The sequence below is a fragment of the Rania fehmarnensis genome, assembly GCF_056494185.1.
Map to the genome: position 1 here is coordinate 4,607,638 of NZ_CM151398.1, position 20,373 is coordinate 4,628,010.

Here is a 20,373-nt window from a genome sequence, read left to right on the forward strand (position 1 = left end):
CAGTTCCTTTTGCATCGGTTGATCCATCAGTCATCTAAACAAGTGGGGATACGACGAGACACCGTGATTTGAAGGACGGAAAAGAGACCTGCCCCTTATTCAGTCGGCAAACGTCTGGGGCGTGAGTTTCTTTTCCGCCCAGTAGTTGGGCTCGCGCTTGAATCCAAACATCGAGGGTTCGTAGGTGCCCACAATCGCAACCTCAGCTTTGTCAGGGATCTTGGATTCCAGGCCGGTCAAGTAGTAGGCAGCGTTGACCAGCAGCCGGCGCAGGTCTTCATTGCTTAAATCCGTGGCGGCTCCCATCGTGGTACAGAAGGCTTGGCCTTGTTTCCCTTCAGGTGTTTTATAGTCTTTGATCCAAGCCAGCGGTTGCATCGGGTCATTAATCTTGCCATCGACAGGTTTGTCTTCCGGCTTCATACCGGTCAACACTTGACCATCGAGCAAAATGGTCGCAGCAAATTCGTTATCACCGAGTTTGTTAATACCATAAACGTCCGTGGGTCCCCAGACATCTTTGACGCCTTTTAGTATCGCATGCGCCGCGGCGCCCGGATGAATGACACCTCGCGTGCTCTCGCTGCCGTGTTTGCCGTGATGGCTAACCCAAGTGTCGCCCAAAACTTGCTGGCCAAAACCACCCTTCCATTTGCCGCTGTTGTATCCCCAATCCACAAACTTGCTATCGCGATTCTGGCTGTAGTTGAAGGCATGTGTGGCGGTGCGCAGTCCAATGACTGGTTTGCCTTGCCGAAAGTAATCAACAATGTGTTGCATTTGATCGTCAGGCAACTCGCGAAAGCGCGTGGCGATGATCATCAACTCGGCATCCTTCAACTTCTCCAACCCGGGAATATTGAACGAGTAATTCGGATCGATCAAACCCGATTCGGGGTTGATGGCAAACAGCACGGTCGTATCAAATCCATGATGCTTGGCCAAGATCTTTGCCAGTTGCGGTAGCGCTTCTTCGGAGCGATACTCTTCATCGCCGGAAATCAAGACGACCTGCTTACCCTTACCAGGCAAGTCATGATTTGAATTGCCCGGAATCGATAGCCACTTGGCTGATGCATCTGATTCTTGTGCACTACCGATCGCAACGCAGCTGACCAATACCAACAGAGTGCTACAAGTTCGCAGCCAGCGCTGCGCCAAAGTTAGGATCATGATGAAGCTCCACAAGGGTTCTGGGTAAGCGGTTATTTTGGAGGGTGATGTAGAGTGTACCTAATGGGGTTGCCACTTCGAAGCATACAGAGTCGAATTTCATCACGGAACTACCGACCTTAGGGCGGACCCAAGAGCGGAACTCATGGCGGCTGGTGATCACCCTGGCCGACAACCGCTGATTTGAACCTGACGTTACCCTGGCGTCCCCTGCGGGTGCGACTGATTTGGAGAATGGAAATGCCTGATTCACAAGCACTCTTTGATCGCGTGGCCGCTCATATGCGGGACACAGCCAAACTGGAATCTGCGCTGGCTTTATTGGAATGGGACGAGCACACCTACATTCCTTCGCAGGCCGGCGCATATCGGGCGGAACAGGTCAGCTTCCTCAGTGGCCTGATTCATCAGCGTCGCACCACGCCCCAGCTAGGGCAATGGCTGAGCGAACTAGCGCAATCACCACTGGCCGAAAATCGCCACGAGCCGCACGGCGCAGCCATCGCAGGCATGCGCCGCGACTATGACCGTCAAGTGCAGCTGCCACAATCTTTAGTTGAGGCCCTTGCCAAGGCTACCAGCCTGGGACAGCAAGCCTGGGTTGCCGCCCGCAGTGCGGATCGCTGGACTGATTTCCAGCCGCACTTAACCGAGATCGTAAATCTGCGCAGGCAAGAAGCTCAGCTGCTGGCCGACGATGAACAACTGTACGACGCCCTGCTGGATCAGTACGAAGAAGGCGCCAAGACGAGCGACCTGACGACTATGTTCGGCCAGCTTCGCAACGAACTGGTCAAGCTATTGAATGATGTGAAAGCGGCCCCCAAACCGCCCACAGGAAACAGTTGGAAGCGTACCATTAGTCTCGATCAGCAGCGCCAAGCCAGTCGTTGGATCGCCAGTTCGATTGGTTACTGTTTCGAGCGCGGTCGCTTGGATGAGACAGCACATCCATTCTGTACCACGCTCGGACCGTCGGACTGTCGCATACTCACTCGATACTTTGAAAACAACTTTGCCAGTGGCTTCTATAGCACGCTGCATGAAGCTGGCCACGGAATGTACGAACAAGGCCTGCCGGATCATTGGTACGGCCTGCCACCAGGATCCGCAGCCAGTCTGGGCGTACACGAATCGCAGTCGCGGTTATGGGAGAATTTTATCGGTCGCAGCGCTGCCTTCTGGCGCTGGTGTTTGCCGCAACTGCAAAAGAGCTTCGGCTCGTCCTGGCAAGACCTAAATGCTGACCAATTGTTCCGCGATGCCAACCTGGTCGAGCCATCGCTGATTCGCGTCGAAGCCGATGAAGTGACTTACAACTTGCACATTTTGATTCGATTTGAACTCGAACAAGAATTAATGAACGGCCAGTTGCAAGTGTCCGATGCGCCTCAAGCTTGGAACGATCGCTATAATCGCTATCTCGGAATCAATCCGCTCACGGCCCGTGAGGGCATCTTGCAGGACGTGCACTGGAGCGCTGGCCTGATCGGCTATTTCCCTACTTATACCCTGGGAAATCTGTACGCCGCTCAACTGATGGAGGCTTTGGCCAACGATTTGGGCAATGTTCAACCGTTGCTCGAGCGTGGCGAGTTCCGTGGAATTTTGCAGTGGCTGCGCGATAAAATCCATGTCCATGGACGCTGTTATCCCCCGGCAGAGCTGATTCGCCGCACAACCGGACGCGAATTGTCTGCCGAGCCACTTGTCAGCTACTTGCGGCAGAAACTCGAAGTCGCATACGGCATGGTCTAGAATAGCATGAGCCGAAAATGTATTGCGTGAACGCCGCCAATGGGTTGGTTCAGCGGGTTGCTTCACGTGCTCATCTGGAGACTGCATGTGTTTCAGCTGTTGCCATGTTCCAATTGTCAGCGGACGTTTTCACTTCGCGAAGACGTCTCGGTCGACGCGTTCCTCAAGTGTCCAAACTGCGGGAACCAGTTTCGGTTGGGCGACGCGCTGGACGCATTTTATGCTCCCTGGCAAGTCGTTCCTCCCGGTGGATCAGCTGACACTGATATTTCGCAAGCCGACGACGATCAACTTTTAACCGCGCAGCCGCTGGTTGAGAATGCCGACACCAGCGCCACCGCGCGGGGAAGTTTCTTCGAAGCGGATAGAACGATCGATGATGCGCTCGACATTACGCTGACCGAGCGCGATCAAGCTGAGCCGCTGGAGCTCGATGAACTTGGAGAACTCGAGTATGAAGTTGGTGGGGGCGCCGACGAGCCTGCGCCGCAGTCGTTAAGCCTGCATGAGGATACGCCTTCCACGCCCTCGCAGCCATCTGAAAGTTCACCAGGTACGCGTACTCCCTCGATCAAGTCACGAGCGCGCACTGCCCAAGGCCCCTCGATATGGACGGTGGTTCATGTGATGTTCGGAGGCGCAGCTGCAATTCCGGTGACACTGTTGCTGTTGTGGCATGTCGTTGGCAAAGATGTTCTAAACGCCGGTCCCAAGGTGGCCCAGTTTGCACCCTGGATCGTACCCAGTAAGTTTCATCATCCTTCGATGCCGGACCTGCCAGCGCGGCCCGATCGAACCCCACAGAATCCACCCGCGCCGGGGCAGAGCGGCTTTAGGAACTTTGACGATGTGCTGCCAATGGATGGCGATAAACTAGCCAGCCCCACAGACTTGCCATCGAGCGACAGCACTGAGACGGCGCAACCGGAGACAACGCCGGTAGAAACCGATACCAACATGACGGAGCTATTTGCTGCCGTGGACGGTGCCAAGAAGAAGATTGCCCAGTACGACACCAGTGAAACCAACACGGCCACCATTGTCGCCCGACTGACCGCCATCATGGATGACCTGGCCGCGATTTCCGAGCGGTTGGCCAACGTGCCTGCCGATGGTGGCGCGGTAAAACTGCTGCGCAATGACTTGCGAGACATCGGACGATCGCTGACGGCTGACCCCAAGCTGGAAGCCGCTTTTAAGTCGGGTGTGCGCGCCCAATTTAACGGCGCCATGAAACGCTCAGGTGCCGGCCGGGTATACTTGGGCACTGTAACCGCATTGGTCGAGAGCGACGATTCGTGGCAAGTAGGGCACCTTCAGGAACCCGCTGGCAATACGCCTGGCTACAATTTGCAAGCCACCGTTCCCAAGGCGGTGGCCGAAAAACTTGAACAAGGCAGTCGCGTATTCGTGCTCGGCAATTTGGTTGAAGATAATGCAGAAACCGAAAGTAGCGCGCCTAAAGCGGTGCGGATTAAGGCCACTTTTCTGCAGAACCTCTAAAGTGAGCCATGAAAAAAAACAATCGGAAAAAGAATGCAGCTAAGAAACCGGATGAGCCAGTCACTCCTTCTGCGCTGCCCGTAGCTGAACTGCATGACTCCATCGACATGGAGAAATCGACCGTCAGCGAAGCGACCAGCCATCTGCTGCGTCTGTTTCACTATTCGGCCAGCTTGCCCGAGCGCACATTGCGCAGCGCAAGCGCGCTGGCCGGCGGTTTCATGCGTGAGTCGGCCAACTGGCTTTTGCCGTCGACCTTCCGCAACTCGCGATCCTATTCAATCTTTATCCAGCAGATGCTGGACTTTGTATGCAATGATATCGGCGGCGTACGCAAACTATGGGGTGCCACACCTGCAGATCCCGCCAGCGATTTGAGCGAAGAAGAAAAGGCTGCACAGGATCAAGCTTTCCTGGCGCGCAAGACCGTCGGCAACCTGTTGGACATGAGTGCCCTGGCCACCTTTCACGTTTCGCCGCTTACGGTACTGGCCATCTTCAGCGATGTGGCCTACGGCTCGCGGCATTACTTGGATCAATTGAGCCAGCGGCTCAAGTCGCAAAATATCATCGATCAGAATACGACCATTGACAACGCCAGTGATCTACTGGGCGCCTTGGAACGAGCTTCGGCTAGCGCTGTGGGCGTCTTTGACAAACCACCAATTTCGTTGGACGGCTTGCGCAAAACGATCGAAGAAACTCGAAACGCGATTTTGGATGTCGATCCAGCCAAGCTATTACCTGCGGCCGAGATCGATCAACTCTGGCGTCAAATCGACATGGCTGCGAAAGAACAAAACGCATCGATCTGGGATGTGTCAGCCACTATTTCATTGGTCGCCCTGAACAACATTCACAAGGTTGGCCAAGGCACGATGGTAGGACTGGAAGTTGCCGGCAACCTGTTCCACGAGCACATCATGCAGCACTACTGGGAAGGCTTGCGTGCCATCGAGCGGCAAGGACTGATTCCCACACTCTCCAAAGCCAGTACGCCTTACTTAGAAGCCGTATGGACTAACTTCGCAGTCGATCGCAAAACTTGGACCGAACAACTTCTCAGCGGTGATCTCATCAAGTGGGGTTGGAGCCAAATCAGTTGGCCCAAACTCATGCGCGGATCGGTTTGAGTCCACACGCTGTCTCGACGCACTGGGGCCTCGCAGCGGTGCTTATCTTGCGTACATTGTTTGTAAAGTGAAGCCATGGGACGATTGCGAACTAAGCCAATAAGGGACATCTTCTTAGCGCCAGTCATGGTAGCCTTGGTGACACTTGGCTTGGGCGATAGCGTGAGTGGCGACCAACCCGATGGTAATACACAATTTTTGATTGTAGGTAAGAGCAGAATTGCTGATCCACCTCAATTACAACAACGGGCCATCGACGCCGTTCAGAAAGTTGCAGCAGCCGGGAGTCATGTCACCCATGATCAGGCCCTGATGCAAACGCTGGCGGAAAACATCATGACTGTACCGCAGTATCGTCGAGGCATCGTTCAAGAAACGGTCACGGGTAGAATCTTCAAAGACCGGCTTCGACAATTGGCCAAAAAATGCACGCCACATGATACCGTAGTCATCTATACCCACAGCCACGGCTACAAAGGCGGTTTCGAAGCTTCTCAACCTCTCGGTGGTATCGCCATTGATCTACCGGCAAAGCAACTCGCCCATAGTGGAGCGCTACTATGGGATGAATATACCGATTTGATTCTAGAGATCCCGGCTAAGAACGTGGTGGTACTCACCATGTCCTGTTTCTCGGGAGGCTTTGTCGAATACCTAAATTCAGAACCAGTTCGTACGCGTTGGCAGGATCGAAGACGACAGGCAGGTCGCAACCTAATCGTCATCACGTCACAAAATGCTCAGTTGGTTTCAGAACCCATTCTGAAGGATGGGCAGGTGGTCAATCCATTCACCTATGCGATCACCAAGGCGTTCGAGGGCCAAGCCGATGGATTTGCGATTAGCGATGGCCTCCCCGCTGCGTCCCTAAATAAGGATGGCCAATTGAGCGCCGGCGAAATTGTCGACTACATCTCGTACACCACCGAGCATGCGACTTCTGAATCACCGCGCCATCAGAACACCGCCAGGCCGCAAGCCACAGGCAGCTTTGAACGCGAAGATATTCTTTTTCACCGGATCAGTGCTCCTAAGTAAGGGCTGTATCCCTGCTGTGAAAAACAGCCGTTCAAACAGGAGCGAGTTTCGACGAAGCCGCGCCCGGCAATATTCGCAGACGAGTAGCATTCATGAAGTTCGACTCGAGCGCAATGGCGCTGGGCAAGATCTCGTCATCTGGATTAATAAGACGATTGACCTGAATGCCCGAGAAGAACATTCCGCCCAGTTCGCTATCATTCCCAATTAGCCTGTTTTCGCTCCGCGAAAGGCAGCCTTTCGGGGAGCGAAAGCAGACACTGCGTCTTCCACTGGGAGTCGATCTGTAATACGATGGCCAGCGGGCCGGTTATTTTGGTTGCTAAATATGGAATGAACCACGATGACCCTGCTGAAGCCACCCTATGAAAATGTGCGTGCGCACTACGATCTAAGCAACGAGTTCTTTGCGCTCTTTCTTGGTCCCACGATGATGTATACCTGCGCTTACTATGAGCGCGACGATATGTCGTTGGAAGAAGCGCAAAACGCCAAGATCGATCTGGCACTGAGCAAGATTGATCTGCAACCGGGCCAGCGTCATTTGGATGTCGGCTGCGGCTGGGGCTCGCTGGTCTTACGGGCAGTTGAAAAGCACCCCGTCACCGGGATTGGGCTCACTCTCAGCGGCGTACAGTGCGAGTATTCGCGGAATCTGGCCGACACTCGAGGACTGGCCGACAAGGCCGAGTTTCGTTTGCAAGGTTGGGAAGAGTTTGACGAGCCCGTCGATCGTATCTCCGTCATTTGTGCCATGGAGCACTTCAAGGAAGAACGTTATGCCGCGTTCTTTGAAAAGTGTTACCGCTTGCTACCGCCGCGAGCACCGATGATTGTTCAAGCCATCGTCTTTCCCGAACCAGAAGTTCTACGGCAGATGTGCTTCAATCCAACTCACGAAGGCGTACTGTTCGCCAAGTTCATCGCCAAAAAGATCTTTCCCGGCGGGCAACTGCGAACGGCTTCGGTGATTTGTCGCTACGCCCAGGGAGCGGGTTTCGAAGTCGCTCGCATTCAATCTTTACAGCCTCATTATGTTCGCACCCTCACCAGTTGGGGCGACAACCTCGAGGCTGCCCGCGAGTCAGCCATTGAGTTAACTTCGCTGGAGACCTACGACATGTACATGTATTACTTGCGAGGTTGCGCGGACTACTTTCGCAATGGTCAATTGGACGTAGTTCAGATCTCCTTAGTCAAACCGGAGTGATGCTCCCAAAACATCCATGACATTTGATATTTCGGAGTGGAATCGTCCATTCCAGTCCATGGTAATTTCACCAGGACAATGTATTCGGTGCTAAGCGTTGTGTTTATGAGCAACTTATCGAGCCAGCCGGCGATAACTTGCTTAACCACCAACACAAGCCACTCGCGGCAGGAGCCCCGATACTATGTCACTGAAATCACTTCGTTTTGTCGGCATTGAGCAACTGGACAAGGCCCTGATCAACAAGCCGCCCATGAAACGCGGCTCATTTGGCGATGGAGTGCGCGCACTTCAACAAGCCCTCTCGGATTTGAAGTACTCGCTTCCAAAATCGTTCGCTTCTTACGGAGCTCCCGATGGAGTCTTTGGCAGCGAGACCAAGTCCGCGGTTATTGAGTTCCAGAAAGCATCCAGCTTGGACCCGGATGGCAAAGTCGGTATGAACACCATCGGTGCCTTGGATGCCAAATTCGAACACGAGCATGAGCCACCCAAGTTGCCCCCGATTGGCATGATCGACTACCAGATCCATGGCACGATCCGGCGAGTTAATCAGAGACATTGGTGGTCGGGCGATTCCCTGTGCTGGGCCGCCTGCCTGACCATGATGTACCAGTGGCGTGATCAGATCGAATACAACACCCGTGACCTGCTGGATGATATCGGCTTCAAATATCGATTGCTATTTGAAACCAACTCGATGATGCCAAGCACGCTCTGGCACTCCCTAATACGGGATGCGGGCATGGATTCATTTCAGTTGTGGAGCATGACGGCACGCGACTGGGAAGTCATGCTGAGGCGACATGGAATGTTGTGGATTGGCGCGATGAGCGGTCTGGGGTCAGGCTCGTTTGGTCACTCATTTATCATGTACGGTTTGACCGAAGGCCTCAAGGGCAATCAGCACGTTCGCATGATCAATCCAGATGGCGCTCGCAATTGGGATATCGACTTCGAAGACTTCACCGCTGCATTCGAAGAGGCCAGCGCCCCTGGCTACCCTCAGATTCGCTTCTTTCCTTATGGAGGTTAAGCGGCCTCTGGTCACTGGAATAGCGTTAGTAAGCAGATCCCCAAGATTGAAACGCAGAGGATCGCAGAGTTCGCAGACAAGACATTTGGGAAGAGACTCTCTATCACCGCTTGTTATGAGTTCAGTTCTCATCCGACCGGTCATCTCTGCGATCCTCTGCGTCTCTGCGTTTTAAAGCTTCTCTACTTCTCTGCGTTTCAAAAATTGCAGTCTACTGCCAAAACATTCTTTAGGACTCCGTAGACTTCGCTGTCCTCGATCAGCTCTTACTCGGCAATAATCACCGTATCCGCTGTCCGACCCAGAACCAAATTTTCATTGAGGGCTGTGAAGAATGGGAATTATGGCAAGCCGATTTTTCAGAGTACGTGCTCCAGTCGTTACCAGCGTATTAGTGCTGTGGACGTGCTTACTGCCCTCCGCAGTATGGGCGCAGTCCGGCCCCTATGACCCACTGTCTGTCGATGCAACTGCCCAAATCGATACAGTGCTCTTTGACGTCGAGTATCTTCCACAGCTGAAACAACTTCGAGGCCGCAACGCCTCGACCGAAATCCGCCGCGTACCGGTGAAAGCCTATCTACCCACCAGCCCCACAGCCGCTCCGGTAATCCTCTTTAGCCACGGCTTGGGTGGTTCACGGGAGGGCTTCCAACATGGTGGTGATCACTGGGCGCGCCGCGGCTATGTCGCCATCTTTTTACAACACCCGGGTAGCGACGAAACAGTCTGGCGCTCCAAAGGTATCGGCCAACGCTTGGGGTCCATGCGCGATGCGGCCAGCGCGCAAAACCTATTGCTGCGTATTGAAGATGTAAAAGCTGTCCTAGACCACCTGGATCTGATTGAGCGCGGCGACCAACAGATAACCGGTGAAGCCAAACGGTTGCAAACTCGCATGGACTTGAAACACATCGGTATGTCCGGCCACAGTTTCGGAGCCATGACCACGCAAATGGTCTCGGGCCAAAGCCCAGTCATGCCCATGCAAAAGCCAACGGACCCTCGTATCAAAGCTGCTTTGGTACTAAGCCCCAGTCAGCCCAAAGCTGGTCAAGTGGAGCGGGCATTTGGTCAAGTAGCCATTCCTTGGATGTTGATGACCGGCACCAAAGACAGTTCACCTATCGGGGATCAATCCCCCGAATCTCGCATGCGCGTCTTTCCAGCTTTGCCTGCGGGCCACAAGTATCAAGTAGTCTTTGATGGTGGTACACACGCCTTTTTGGGCGAACGCGATGGTATAACTTCCTTCGGGGGCGAGCAATCCTCGCATGCCCGCGCTACCGTAGCCCTCTCGACCGCCTTTTGGGATACCTATTTGTTAGGTGATGCAAGCGCTCATCATTGGCTCGACAACAATGGACCCAAGAGCATCCTGGCTCCCAAAGATCAATGGCAGACAAAGTAAAGTGCATCTTCAGCTGAACCCATCTACGACTTCCACCATCGGCCGATTGAATTGGCTGCCATGGGCCATGGCATTTACGCTACCATTTGTATGGACGAACCAAGTCCGCACCGCTATCGGCCAAGGCATAGCAACGTACCCAGCCACCTCAACGGTCACAGCTTCTCTCGATGGGCTGGCGATTCGTTACCAGATCGAAGTCGTAGCGAGCGGTCATCCATTCCCGGTCAATTCAGTACACGGCAAAATTGACGGACGGCCGGCAATGGCGGCCAGCTTACCAGACTACGTTGCACTCTTCACTGCTGAGTTCTCGCTCTACCCGCGACAGCTGGTGCAACGAGCCAACTTGAAGCGTGTTGTGCTATGCGAAGAACTCTCTTTTGCTGGTCAGCGACGCAACGCGGTTCCTGACTTCGAACATGATACGCTGTATCTGGACATCGCTCGCGGCCAAGACAAACCAGACTACCTGCGCAAAGTTATTCATCACGAGTTCTTTCACATTATCGACTATCGTGATGATGGACGTGTCTATCAAGACGAGCAATGGCTGGGACTGAACACCCCCGGATTCCAATACGGCAGCGGTGGCCGATATGCGCAGGCCATGAGCACGACTTCGGTACTAACGGACAAGTTCCCAGGGTTTCTCAACCACTACTCGACCACAGGCGTCGAAGAAGACAAAGCCGAGCTGTTCGCCAACTTGATAGTGCAAGCCGCTTATGTCGATGCTCGAGTCAAGCAAGATAGTGTGATCGCTGCCAAAGTTATCGCGCTGAAGAAATTGTTAGCCGACTTTTGTCCTGAACTAGACGACCAGTTCTGGCATGACATGCAACAAACCAAGCGCAGTGACAGGTAAATTGGTTCTCCGACTCATCTTGGATTAGATGCGTACTTCGAGAGCTGCATAGACACATTCTGGGTTTTAGTCGCACCGTCACCTCTCCATGCGCAGCATGGGGAGGTCAGTGCGGGTGGTTAATACCGCAGGTCCTGATACCAAAGCTGCCCTAATTCCGAATTGGACGCGTCCACGTACTTAGAATGACTTCATGTCCCGCGATCATCCATCCAATCCGTACTCTCCTATTTCCCTAGACGGCCCCGACCAGAACGATGGGAACACCCGGGTAGATTTTGCTCCTGTCATCAAACGTTGGGAACTTTATCGCCTGTGGTACAACGCGATTTTGGCCATTTACGTACTGGTTTGGACGGTGCAATTGGGACCAGAGGCTCTGCTCGACTCGTTGTTCTGGATGCAGTTGGTATTGCTAGGCACGCTCGCCAATATCTTTTTCAGCTTAGGCCCCACCGTCGAAGGATACGGACGTTACCTTCGGCTGTGGAACCCTATTATGAGCCGCCTGCTGTTTGTGGCAGGTTTAGTGCTATCCGCCGCGCTGGCCACCTTCTACCTGTTCGTCCGACTGCGTTGAGATCTGCGATATCACTTTAGTTGGCTGTGCCATTGTTTGACGATGTAGGTCATCTGGCCGATGTGATGGTGAAAGTGGGCCGCGCATCGCAGCATCATCTCAAAGCGATTGGCAACGTCTTCCACGCCCATCGCACTATAGGGCAATTCCCAGCTGTCTGCCGTTTGCAAACCGAGCGACTGGATAACCATCTCGACGGTCGCGTCAAGACTAGAGAGGGCCGCGGACCTGTTTAACGACTTGACGGGCGCGAATTCAAGCTCGCGGTCTCGTATATAACCATTCCCTTGGATTTGAGCACCAATGTAATAGCTTAAATTGCCATCGATGTGCAGCACCAGATTGCCGAAGCTATTCCCGTAATTGAACGGTCTGGTCCAAAACTGCTCATCCGTCAGTTGCCGTGACATGGCATGGACGCGGCTACCAAAATCCGCAAACGCCTTCGAGAATCCTGCCTGTAAGGTAGTTTCGAGACTCATCCTCTTCACTTTCAATCGTCAGTAGTTTGCTGCTATCCCTCGTGCGCATCCATTATGCTCTCAAGATGGGTTGCAGTTGGAATCAGAGCGGCTATATCTGTTAAACTCACTTTACGTCTGTCGCTTCGGATAAGTTGTCTCCCCTTTGGACCACGCCATGTATTCCGACTCCAGTTTCTTTGTGTTGTGGCGATCCATCATCGCCCTAGGCTTTACGCTTGCCTGGTCGCATCTCGCTACGGCTGAGACCTACTACGTTGACTCGGCGGGAGGTGATGATACGCGCAGTGGCACTTCGGCGGAGCTAGCCTGGAAAACGCTGGAGCGCGTTAACAAGCTCGAGCTCGCGCCGGGGGATGCAGTCCGCCTGAAAGCAGGCAGCGTTTGGAGCGGCGGTTTGGTTCCCCACGGCGCCGGCGCAGCAGATAAACCAGTAGTGATCAGCGTCTTTGGTACAGGCGCACGACCGCGAATCGATGGTACCGAGGCTGACGCGGTGAGAATCGAGAACTTCTCCCACATCGTGCTGGAAGGACTCGAACTCACTAACCGCGGCAATGGCGCAGCACCGCGGCGCGGCGTCCACATCGTGGCAGCCGATTTCGGCACCATGGCTGGTGTGGTCATTCGCGACCTGTACATCCATGATGTCCAGGGTACCAACCAAGCCAAGGATAATGGCGGCATCATCTTTCGCACAAACGGTCGCCGCCAACCCAGCCGCTTCGATGGACTGACGATTGAGCGCAACATCATCTGGCGCGTTGACCGCAGCGGTATTGCCGCGCAGAGCTTCCATTGGCCGCGCGACAAGTGGTTTCCTTCCTTGAAGGTAGTCATCCGCGACAATTTTGTCGCCGATGTCGGCGGCGATGGCATCGTGCCGTGGGCTACGGAGGACGCGCTGGTGGAACACAATATTGTGCGCGGCGCCAATGAACGGGCCGCTAGTTACAACGCTGGCATCTGGCCCTGGAGCGCCGATCGCACGCTGTTCCGTTTGAATCGAGCTTCGGAAGTGAAGACTTTGCTGGACGGTCAAGGCTTTGACAGCGACTACAATTCGCAAGGCACGCGTTTCGAATACAACTACAGTCACGACAACGAAGGCGGATTCATGCTGATCTGTTCGCCCGGAAAACGCGATCCTCAGGAAAACATTGGCAATCAAGATACCGTCGTCCGACGCAACATCAGCCGCAATGACCGCGAGCGCATCTTCCATGTTAGCGCGGCCGAAAACACGCTGGTCGAAGAGAACTACATCTACGTAGGTCGTGGACTGGATGTACAGCTACTGCTGCTGAGCGACTGGGACGGCTGGACCGATGGCCTGCTCTTGCGCAACAATCGCTACGTGATCGAAGGCAGTATCAAGTTGGGCTATGCCAACAAGCGTCACGAAAGCGGCGCATACGACCTGGCTGAGGGATGGGGACCGGCTAAGAACGTGAAACTGGAAAACAACGATGAACATGCCAAAAGCGTAACGATCAGCGACTGGAACGGTCCGCAATTCGATCCGGCTCAACCTGACAATTTTCCCGAGTATCTCGCCAAGCATCGCGCCTGGATGGAAGCACTCATGGTCACTCACTTCGGACCGCTGAAGTAGGTCTCCTCAACCAGCGGCCGCTGCGCGTTCGGAGGCCGTACACCTGCCGAACCTCGACTCCCCGGGGTGGCTCTTAAGGGTTTGTCGCGAGTTGAAGTCCTGTGCATACTCAGTCAAGCGCCGGACTGATCTGTAGCCACCGTCGCCAGACGGTGGATGCGTTCAATACATTGGACCACCGCTTGGCAGCTTGGCAGCGGTGGCTCCGAGTCCATCGGCCAGACTACGATTTTGTTGATTTAATTCTCTAGCTGGGCAACTTCACCCCGATCGCGCGTCGACAGGGCGCGCCAGATCAACAGGTCGATCGAATTGCTTACCGAACGCACTGAACCATCCATCAATACCACGTTCACGATCTTGCCAGAGTGATAGCTGCGTGCTGTGATGGCTGCGTAGGTGGGGTTGGTAGCGCTACGACCTTCACGCTGCGAGTTGAAGTCCACATCGTAAACCAATCCACCGATGGTCGCCAACACTTGAGCATTCGGGGCCATGGTTGTTGTAAAGCCGGAGTGGTGAATTGCACCGTCAGGCCATTCCGTGTGTCCCGTGTTTTCATTGGTGCTGGGGCCAAGTTTCTTTTCCGGCGCGGCCGAAACGTAGCTCGCAACTGCGGCGGCCGTATCGGGCACCGTGGCGGACGCTCCGGACATGTTGCGACCATAGGGCGTAAACGCTTTTACTTCCGCAGCCATCAACGTATTGCTCAAGCCATCAATAATCGAGCCCGGCCGAGTTTTTGAATTGGGATGAAATACGCCCTCTCCGCCCTGGCCCGTCGCAGGATTCCAGATAAACCACACACCGAAATTGAATCCATAGTTCAGAGGATAGGAAGTGGGCGCGCCCGAAGCATTAACGCGCACCATGTCGTTCTTTTCGCTTGGACACATAAACGTGGGTATCCGCATTTGCGGCACGCCGTTGGTACTGTTGGGTGGTTGATCGTAGCCAACTTCCAAATCGACCTTGTTGAGCGCGTTCTGTTGCTCGATGTAGCCCAGAATACGACCATGGACGCCCCATGAACCATTCGATGTGGGAAAGATGGCTCCGACGGGCGCATTCATGCTGGGCGGATATCGCTTCATGGCCGATTCGAAGTTGTGCATGGCCAATCCCAACTGCTTGAGATTGTTCTGGCAACTCATCCGCCGAGCCGCTTCTCGCGCGGCCTGCACTGCAGGCAACAACAAGCCCACCAGTATGCCGATGATGGCGATCACAACCAACAGTTCTACTAACGTGAATCCGGTTTTGGACTGACGTGTCATTGCACATTCTTTCAAACGATGACCGACTCTCGTTCGCTTATTCACCGAGCTTGTCATTCCCTGGCTGGCTCTAGAAACGCTGCTAAGCGTTTCGCTGCTGGCTTGGCTTTCTCTAATTGAGATTCAGTCTCACCAATGTATCAGGCGACATAATTGACGCAATAGCTGCTGTGCAAAACTTTTCAAACATGGTCGACGGGAGGCGGATTTGTGAGTGAAAACGGGAACAACACCGTGGATTCGCTTGACAAACGGTGTTAACTCACCACAATCAGGAATTGAGATCAAATCTCAACACTCACGCCATTGGATTTCGAGAAATAGCGTATGAACCCCACAATCGCGGTATTCAACTCCAACACTCCGGACCGTCGCGTGCGAGTTAGTTTGAAGGCGGATACTGGCGGGGGCTTGCAGTTATCCGATGAAACCTTTAGCCGGGATGTGGGCTGGTTCACGCAGTCGAGTATCGATTTGGATCCCGAACAAGTAGCCGCCCTGCGCACGCTGTTGGGCGCTCAGGCCAATAGAACTTCGCCGAAGGCTCGCGATGCCAAGCTGGCATCGCAAGCTGAGTTGTCCGTTTATCGGGCTGGCTGACTTTAGCCTGACTTCTGCAAACTTAAGCCCGCTTGCTGGCTGACACTTGAGAGATTTGAGCAGGCGTGCTACGCAGCAGTTTGGTGTATTCGTCAACGCCTTCCTGCTCGTCCTTGAGGATGTCTTCCAGGAAGATCACCAGTGGCCGATCTTTGGCTTCTTCGGCCAGCGCTATGGCTTGTTGGTACATCTCGACGGCTTTGGCTTCGAAAGCCAGGCTGAACTTCAGTACCTCTTCCAAGTCGCGTGACTGCTTGACTTCATTGCGAGTCGCGACCGGTACACCACCCAAAGCCACAATCTTGTTGCCAACGAGTTTGGCATGTCCAAACGACTCTTTGGCATCGTCGAAGAACTTATCGACAAACACTTCTCTCCAGACTCCTTCGACGATAAAGGCCGCTTGCGAATATTGGGCCACCCCAGTCCACTCGTGCTTTAAAATCTCGTTGAGATGCTCTAGTAGTTTTTCCATCATTTGCTCTTTGCTTGACGCGCCTAAAGTTGAACAGTTCGAAACTCCACACGCAAATTATACCAAATGCTCCCCAAACGTAGAGCGGGCTGTCAGTCGTAGAGCGGCTGTCCCCAGCCGCTCAGCACCCGGCAAGTCGCTCGCCTGTAACACTGGTCGCTCGTTCGGAAGAGAATTTGGTTAGAGGATGCTGAGCAGCACAGGACAGCTGCTCTACAGCAACGCGGTGCTTCTCTGTGCCTCTGTGTCTCTGTGGTCAGCTAGTTGATTGTCAACCACAGAGACACGGAGACACAGAGTAACTGAGGACAGCCGCAATCTGATCAAACCACCGTCACGAACGGCTGACTTTTCACCGAAGATGGTCTCGATGTGTAGTGGGTGCTGAGCAGCTGAGGATAGCTGCTCTACAGCAACGCGGTGCTTCTCTGTGCCTCTGGGTCTCTGTGGTTAGCTATTTGATTGTCAACCACAGAGACACGGAGACGCAGAGTAGCTGAGGACAGCCGCAATCTGATCAAACCACCATCATGAACGGCTGACTTTTCACCGAAGATGGCCTCGATGTGTAGTGGGTGCTGAGCAGCTGAGGATAGCTGCTCAACAGCAACGCGGTGCTTCTCTGTGTCTTTGTGGTCAGCTTTTTGATTATTGACCACGGAGTCTAAACACAGAGACGCAGAGGATCGCAGAGAAGACCGCTCGAGTAATAACTTGAAAGGCTACCTGCAACCGGAGAATGCCAACTGTTGCTAACCTCAGCGTCTTCTCTGCGGCCTCCGCGGACTCTGCGTTTCAACAGGAATCGCGGTTGCTGTGCGGCAGCCTCTTCCAAAAATGCGTTCAACGATGAAGTGATGCTGATCGAGGAACTCCTTTTCATCTTGCGAGCAGAATGCACTATCTGACTTGACGCGAACACTCAAAGGATTCATTATTCGTATATCTGATTGATTGTTGGCAGGCCAAGTGTGCTTCGGTTCAGCCCGTCGCGCGGGGGGAAGTAGCAGATGCTAGAGGATGGCGAAGATTGCGGTTCGGAGGCTCATGGGAGCAAACCGAACATCAAACCTGCCGAACTGCATCTGTGCGAGCGCACAGCCAATATCTTTCGAGCGATGGGGGACGTAAATCGCTTGCGACTCTTGTCGGTGCTCAGCCGACACGAAATGTGTGTAACTGAACTTACCGAAACGCTGGCTGACAATTTGCCCGCCATCTCTCAACGTCTCAAGCTCCTGCGCAGCGAGCGCCTGGTCCGCACCAGGCGGCAAGGCAAACATGTTTATTACCGGCTGGCTGACGAGCACATTGCGCAGTTGATCAGCAACGGCTTGGCTCATGGCAGCGAGCCGCATAGCGAATAATACTTTTCCCGTTTCAACCTCTTACTCTACGTGGTCGGACGATGAGCAAGACGAAGACTAGCATGAATGATTTGAAAACCCTGTTGCGTGAGCATGGCCTCAGAGCCACGCCGGCGCGCATCGCAGTATTGGCATACTTGGTCCAATCCAATCGCCCGCTGTCGCATTTGGAGGTCACCGAGGGTCTGGAAGAAAAAGGACTCGAAAAGTCCACGCTCTTTCGCGCTCTGGGTGACATGACCGAAGCCAGCCTCCTGCGCAAGCTGGAACTTGGCGACCATGTGTGGCGATTCGAAGTCGTTCAGTCGAAGGACCCGTCCAGTCACCCGCATATGTTGTGCGTTGACTGCGGCAGCGTGCAATGCCTCAACGATGGTCAAGTCGAGCTGAAGACCGCCAGGTCGCTCGGACCGATTGAAGACATCCTAATCAAAGGCCATTGCAAAGAGTGCCGCTAAGCACCGGGCACCTCCAATCCGTTTCTGCGCTCGCCGTTTTCTAGATGCATTTTTAGACTTGTCGACTGACGTCCGGTCCGTCTGACAAGTCCCAACAGCACGTAATCCAGAATCCAAAGCTCTACTGGCGAATGTCTCTCACGCGCGCGGTCCTGGTCGCGGTGCCGTTGATTTTGCCAGGCTCTACATTGGCCAGCCAGTCAGCCCTTGCGCCATCGTTCTTCCAGGGCTCATTGGCTTGGCTACCGCTTTCGGTTGAAAAGGCCACAGACCATAGACGTTGGTTCTGCTGCGCGGACCCCACAATTTCGCGACTCCGCGTTTCTTCCACACGGCACAAATATCCAGATGCACACCCTTCCCTCTTGCATACCGTATGCACCTAAGCTAACATGCTGGCTGCGTCGGACCTGAGGCATGGTCGTGTTGAACCGCGGTGATGCCGCCAGCAGCAACGAAGCCGCACTGACAGCAGTTGTCGGTGTACTCATACTTGTTCATCTGTTAGTGCATGGAGTTGCTATGCATCCGAGACGCTATGCTTTTACCTTGGTAGAACTGCTGGTGGTAATCGCCATCATTGGGATATTGGTTGGATTGCTATTGCCGGCGGTGCAAGCTGCGCGCGAGGCTGCCCGTCGCATGCAGTGTTCCAACAATCTGAAGCAGTTGGCCTTGGCTTGCCATAACTATGAGTCGGCCTACAAACGCTTTCCCGGTCCAGCCGACGATTCGCTGTATGCCTACTCGGCCCAAGCCAAGCTGTTGCCGTTTATAGAACAAAGCAACCTGCACGCGTTGATTGACTACCGGTTCCCGTTGCTCTTGCCGCCAGCCAACAATCCAACCATTAATCCACCTCTCATTCCTGTCGTGGATAAGAAGTTGGACGTGCTGATCTGCCCCAGCGATTCTGGCGAACTGTACTACGTAGAGAACGGTCAGCGTTGGGCTGGTCTGAACTACATGGTCAATGCCGGCCCTGGTACCGGCATGACATATTGCAGCCGCTCGGATACCACGGGCATGTTCTGGCGTGGGTCCAGGGTGCGTTTCGGGGACGTCATTGATGGTACCAGCAACACGGTTCTGTTTGCTGAGACGCTGTTGGGCATGCGGGCTGATACACCCGACCTGCGCGATTACCGTACGCAAATCAAGCGGGTTGGTGGAGGAGGCCCTTGTTCTGCAGCGGCCGAAGTGCTGGTAACGCGATCAGCCACAATTCACGAAGGACGGCGAGCTGGACAGTGGATTCGCAATATCACTTACCAGACATTTTCCAATGCATTCTTCCCACCCAATTCCAAGGATCCCGACGTAGCCCACCATGGTGAATGTCTTTCACCAGCCCGCAGTCGGCACCCCGGTGGTGTAAACACGGCTTTGGCCGATGGCAGCGTTCAATTCGTGACCGATGCAGTCGACCTGATTGTCTGGCGCAATTTGCACGCGCGCAATGACGGCCAAGTGGTCAATGCCTTCTAAGCCGTTGGACACATAGTATTCCCATGGTACAGGCACTGCAGATCGTGCCTTAGGTGCACAGGCAAGCAATCGCCCTGCCGCGTGAATCGTTTATCAATCTCTGTCGAAGGTAGGCCATGAGTAATTTGATCGATTCGGTTGCATTGGCTTTTGCAACGTCCGAGTCGGCCTTGGTATCGCTCAGCCTGGTACTTGGTCTGATTTGGCAAGGCTGGGGACTGGTCATATCGCGTCAGTGGTTTTTGATTCCGGTGGCGGCGGGCTTGCTCGGGCTTGGCGCCTTTCTGCTCAATCCAGCGGCTGATTCGACATCGGCCCTCGACCTCCAGAACGAAGTGCTCCGTGGTCGTGGGTTGATGGCTGTCTGCATGGTGCAGTTGCTTGGAAGCGGTGCATCGATTTGGTTAGGGCTTCGCAAGGTGAGCGACAAGTCGGAAAGTTGGTCGCTGCTGTTGGGGTGCCTGCACTGCCTGCCAGTCGCCACGGTACTGATCGGTGGATTAATGATCCAGCAGTGGTGGCTCGCCCATCAGGTTGGTGCACGTCCCGAGTGGGTTGGCGCGATGGTTGGCAGCGCGCTAGCGACCGTCTTACTGCTGCTGGTGGGCGCGTTTGCACTCTTTCCAACAATACTCGGGTACAAGTGCTATATGACCAGCAGCCTGTGGGTAGGGGCCACTGCCGCGCTGTTGACCACGATTGATACCAGTTTGCCTACGGCTTCGTCGCCTCAAGGCGGCGCGACGGTAATTGGTGAACTTCTGCTGGGCGGAGGTCTAGCTGCATTACTGGTTACCATTGGTTTCGGCTGGGAACGATCACTCCAATGGCTTGGAAAATCGAAAGCAGCCCAACCGCACGTCAACGCCAGCTGAGTTGCGGATGGAAGCTTTGACACTTA

19 protein-coding genes are annotated in these 20,373 nt (G+C 54.2%); 15 read left to right on the plus strand and 4 right to left on the minus strand.

Annotation, left to right across the window (positions count from 1 at the left end):
• Nucleotides 1-99 precede the first annotated feature (99 nt).
• Nucleotides 100-1,173, minus strand: a complete 1,074-nt coding sequence (locus SH573x_RS15765; RefSeq protein WP_479356559.1) for a hypothetical protein — start codon at nucleotides 1,171-1,173, stop codon at nucleotides 100-102.
• Between the two features lie 240 nt (nucleotides 1,174-1,413).
• Here SH573x_RS15765 and SH573x_RS15770 point away from each other — a divergent pair, with 240 nt between their 5' ends.
• From SH573x_RS15770 to SH573x_RS15810, 9 genes are all read left to right on the plus strand, one after another.
• A complete protein-coding gene (locus SH573x_RS15770) occupies nucleotides 1,414-2,931 on the plus strand; it encodes a carboxypeptidase M32 (protein ID WP_479356561.1) in 1,518 nt (505 codons plus the stop codon).
• Nucleotides 2,932-3,018: 87 nt separating this feature from the next.
• On the plus strand, nucleotides 3,019-4,434 hold the full coding sequence (locus tag SH573x_RS15775; protein WP_479356563.1) for a hypothetical protein: 1,416 nt from the start codon (nucleotides 3,019-3,021) through the stop codon (nucleotides 4,432-4,434).
• A gap of 8 nt (nucleotides 4,435-4,442) precedes the next feature.
• Nucleotides 4,443-5,567: a hypothetical protein gene (locus SH573x_RS15780; RefSeq protein WP_479356565.1), complete on the plus strand. Its 1,125-nt coding sequence runs from the start codon at nucleotides 4,443-4,445 to the stop codon at nucleotides 5,565-5,567.
• A 75-nt stretch (nucleotides 5,568-5,642) separates the two neighbouring features.
• Entirely contained in the window at nucleotides 5,643-6,605 is a 963-nt protein-coding gene (locus tag SH573x_RS15785) for a hypothetical protein (RefSeq protein WP_479356567.1), read from the plus strand.
• Between the two features lie 343 nt (nucleotides 6,606-6,948).
• Nucleotides 6,949-7,815: a class I SAM-dependent methyltransferase gene (locus tag SH573x_RS15790; protein ID WP_479356569.1), complete on the plus strand. Its 867-nt coding sequence runs from the start codon at nucleotides 6,949-6,951 to the stop codon at nucleotides 7,813-7,815.
• A gap of 184 nt (nucleotides 7,816-7,999) precedes the next feature.
• A complete protein-coding gene (locus SH573x_RS15795) occupies nucleotides 8,000-8,851 on the plus strand; it encodes a peptidoglycan-binding protein (protein WP_479356570.1) in 852 nt (283 codons plus the stop codon).
• A gap of 343 nt (nucleotides 8,852-9,194) precedes the next feature.
• Nucleotides 9,195-10,262, plus strand: coding sequence for an alpha/beta hydrolase family protein (locus SH573x_RS15800; protein ID WP_479356572.1), 1,068 nt, complete (start codon nucleotides 9,195-9,197; stop codon nucleotides 10,260-10,262).
• A 1-nt stretch (nucleotide 10,263) separates the two neighbouring features.
• Nucleotides 10,264-11,130 carry a zinc-binding metallopeptidase gene (locus SH573x_RS15805; RefSeq protein WP_479356574.1) on the plus strand — a complete coding sequence of 289 codons (867 nt, stop codon included), beginning with the start codon at nucleotides 10,264-10,266 and terminating at the stop codon, nucleotides 11,128-11,130.
• A gap of 193 nt (nucleotides 11,131-11,323) precedes the next feature.
• Complete coding sequence (locus SH573x_RS15810) at nucleotides 11,324-11,710, plus strand: hypothetical protein (protein ID WP_479356576.1); 387 nt, start codon at nucleotides 11,324-11,326, stop codon at nucleotides 11,708-11,710.
• Between the two features lie 11 nt (nucleotides 11,711-11,721).
• On the opposite strand, the gene SH573x_RS15815 is transcribed toward SH573x_RS15810, so the two are convergent.
• Nucleotides 11,722-12,192: a DUF1572 family protein gene (locus tag SH573x_RS15815; protein WP_479356578.1), complete on the minus strand. Its 471-nt coding sequence runs from the start codon at nucleotides 12,190-12,192 to the stop codon at nucleotides 11,722-11,724.
• Between the two features lie 157 nt (nucleotides 12,193-12,349).
• Between SH573x_RS15815 and SH573x_RS15820 the strand changes: the two genes are divergently transcribed.
• Nucleotides 12,350-13,807, plus strand: coding sequence for a right-handed parallel beta-helix repeat-containing protein (locus SH573x_RS15820; RefSeq protein WP_479356579.1), 1,458 nt, complete (start codon nucleotides 12,350-12,352; stop codon nucleotides 13,805-13,807).
• A gap of 239 nt (nucleotides 13,808-14,046) precedes the next feature.
• On the opposite strand, the gene SH573x_RS15825 is transcribed toward SH573x_RS15820, so the two are convergent.
• Nucleotides 14,047-15,084, minus strand: a complete 1,038-nt coding sequence (locus SH573x_RS15825; protein ID WP_479356581.1) for a DUF1559 family PulG-like putative transporter — start codon at nucleotides 15,082-15,084, stop codon at nucleotides 14,047-14,049.
• 327 nt (nucleotides 15,085-15,411) lie between these two features.
• Here SH573x_RS15825 and SH573x_RS15830 point away from each other — a divergent pair, with 327 nt between their 5' ends.
• Complete coding sequence (locus tag SH573x_RS15830; protein ID WP_479356583.1) at nucleotides 15,412-15,684, plus strand: hypothetical protein; 273 nt, start codon at nucleotides 15,412-15,414, stop codon at nucleotides 15,682-15,684.
• Nucleotides 15,685-15,706: 22 nt separating this feature from the next.
• On the opposite strand, the gene SH573x_RS15835 is transcribed toward SH573x_RS15830, so the two are convergent.
• Nucleotides 15,707-16,162, minus strand: a complete 456-nt coding sequence (locus SH573x_RS15835; protein WP_479356585.1) for a ferritin-like domain-containing protein — start codon at nucleotides 16,160-16,162, stop codon at nucleotides 15,707-15,709.
• A 1,007-nt stretch (nucleotides 16,163-17,169) separates the two neighbouring features.
• Here SH573x_RS15835 and SH573x_RS15840 point away from each other — a divergent pair.
• The 4 genes from SH573x_RS15840 to SH573x_RS15855 all read left to right on the plus strand — a co-directional run bounded on the left by SH573x_RS15840 (nucleotide 17,170) and on the right by SH573x_RS15855 (nucleotide 20,347).
• Nucleotides 17,170-17,526, plus strand: coding sequence for an ArsR/SmtB family transcription factor (locus tag SH573x_RS15840; RefSeq protein WP_479356587.1), 357 nt, complete (start codon nucleotides 17,170-17,172; stop codon nucleotides 17,524-17,526).
• Between the two features lie 62 nt (nucleotides 17,527-17,588).
• Complete coding sequence (locus SH573x_RS15845) at nucleotides 17,589-17,984, plus strand: Fur family transcriptional regulator (RefSeq protein ID WP_479356589.1); 396 nt, start codon at nucleotides 17,589-17,591, stop codon at nucleotides 17,982-17,984.
• Between the two features lie 417 nt (nucleotides 17,985-18,401).
• Nucleotides 18,402-19,472 (plus strand): DUF1559 family PulG-like putative transporter, encoded by a 1,071-nt coding sequence (locus SH573x_RS15850; RefSeq protein WP_479356591.1) that lies wholly within the window; start codon nucleotides 18,402-18,404, stop codon nucleotides 19,470-19,472.
• A 116-nt stretch (nucleotides 19,473-19,588) separates the two neighbouring features.
• Nucleotides 19,589-20,347: a hypothetical protein gene (locus tag SH573x_RS15855; protein ID WP_479356593.1), complete on the plus strand. Its 759-nt coding sequence runs from the start codon at nucleotides 19,589-19,591 to the stop codon at nucleotides 20,345-20,347.
• Nucleotides 20,348-20,373: the final 26 nt, after the last annotated feature.

Coding starts and splice junctions, on each gene's coding strand:
- SH573x_RS15765 (WP_479356559.1), bottom strand. CDS start 1,173: ATGATCCTAACTTTGGCGCAGCGCTGGCTGCGAACTTGTAGCACTCTG.
- SH573x_RS15770 (WP_479356561.1), top strand. CDS start 1,414: ATGCCTGATTCACAAGCACTCTTTGATCGCGTGGCCGCTCATATGCGG.
- SH573x_RS15780 (WP_479356565.1), top strand. CDS start 4,443: ATGAAAAAAAACAATCGGAAAAAGAATGCAGCTAAGAAACCGGATGAG.
- SH573x_RS15785 (WP_479356567.1), top strand. CDS start 5,643: ATGGGACGATTGCGAACTAAGCCAATAAGGGACATCTTCTTAGCGCCA.
- SH573x_RS15790 (WP_479356569.1), top strand. CDS start 6,949: ATGACCCTGCTGAAGCCACCCTATGAAAATGTGCGTGCGCACTACGAT.
- SH573x_RS15795 (WP_479356570.1), top strand. CDS start 8,000: ATGTCACTGAAATCACTTCGTTTTGTCGGCATTGAGCAACTGGACAAG.
- SH573x_RS15800 (WP_479356572.1), top strand. CDS start 9,195: ATGGCAAGCCGATTTTTCAGAGTACGTGCTCCAGTCGTTACCAGCGTA.
- SH573x_RS15810 (WP_479356576.1), top strand. CDS start 11,324: ATGTCCCGCGATCATCCATCCAATCCGTACTCTCCTATTTCCCTAGAC.
- SH573x_RS15815 (WP_479356578.1), bottom strand. CDS start 12,192: ATGAGTCTCGAAACTACCTTACAGGCAGGATTCTCGAAGGCGTTTGCG.
- SH573x_RS15820 (WP_479356579.1), top strand. CDS start 12,350: ATGTATTCCGACTCCAGTTTCTTTGTGTTGTGGCGATCCATCATCGCC.
- SH573x_RS15825 (WP_479356581.1), bottom strand. CDS start 15,084: ATGACACGTCAGTCCAAAACCGGATTCACGTTAGTAGAACTGTTGGTT.
- SH573x_RS15830 (WP_479356583.1), top strand. CDS start 15,412: ATGAACCCCACAATCGCGGTATTCAACTCCAACACTCCGGACCGTCGC.
- SH573x_RS15835 (WP_479356585.1), bottom strand. CDS start 16,162: ATGATGGAAAAACTACTAGAGCATCTCAACGAGATTTTAAAGCACGAG.
- SH573x_RS15840 (WP_479356587.1), top strand. CDS start 17,170: ATGCTAGAGGATGGCGAAGATTGCGGTTCGGAGGCTCATGGGAGCAAA.
- SH573x_RS15845 (WP_479356589.1), top strand. CDS start 17,589: ATGAATGATTTGAAAACCCTGTTGCGTGAGCATGGCCTCAGAGCCACG.
- SH573x_RS15850 (WP_479356591.1), top strand. CDS start 18,402: ATGGTCGTGTTGAACCGCGGTGATGCCGCCAGCAGCAACGAAGCCGCA.
- SH573x_RS15855 (WP_479356593.1), top strand. CDS start 19,589: ATGAGTAATTTGATCGATTCGGTTGCATTGGCTTTTGCAACGTCCGAG.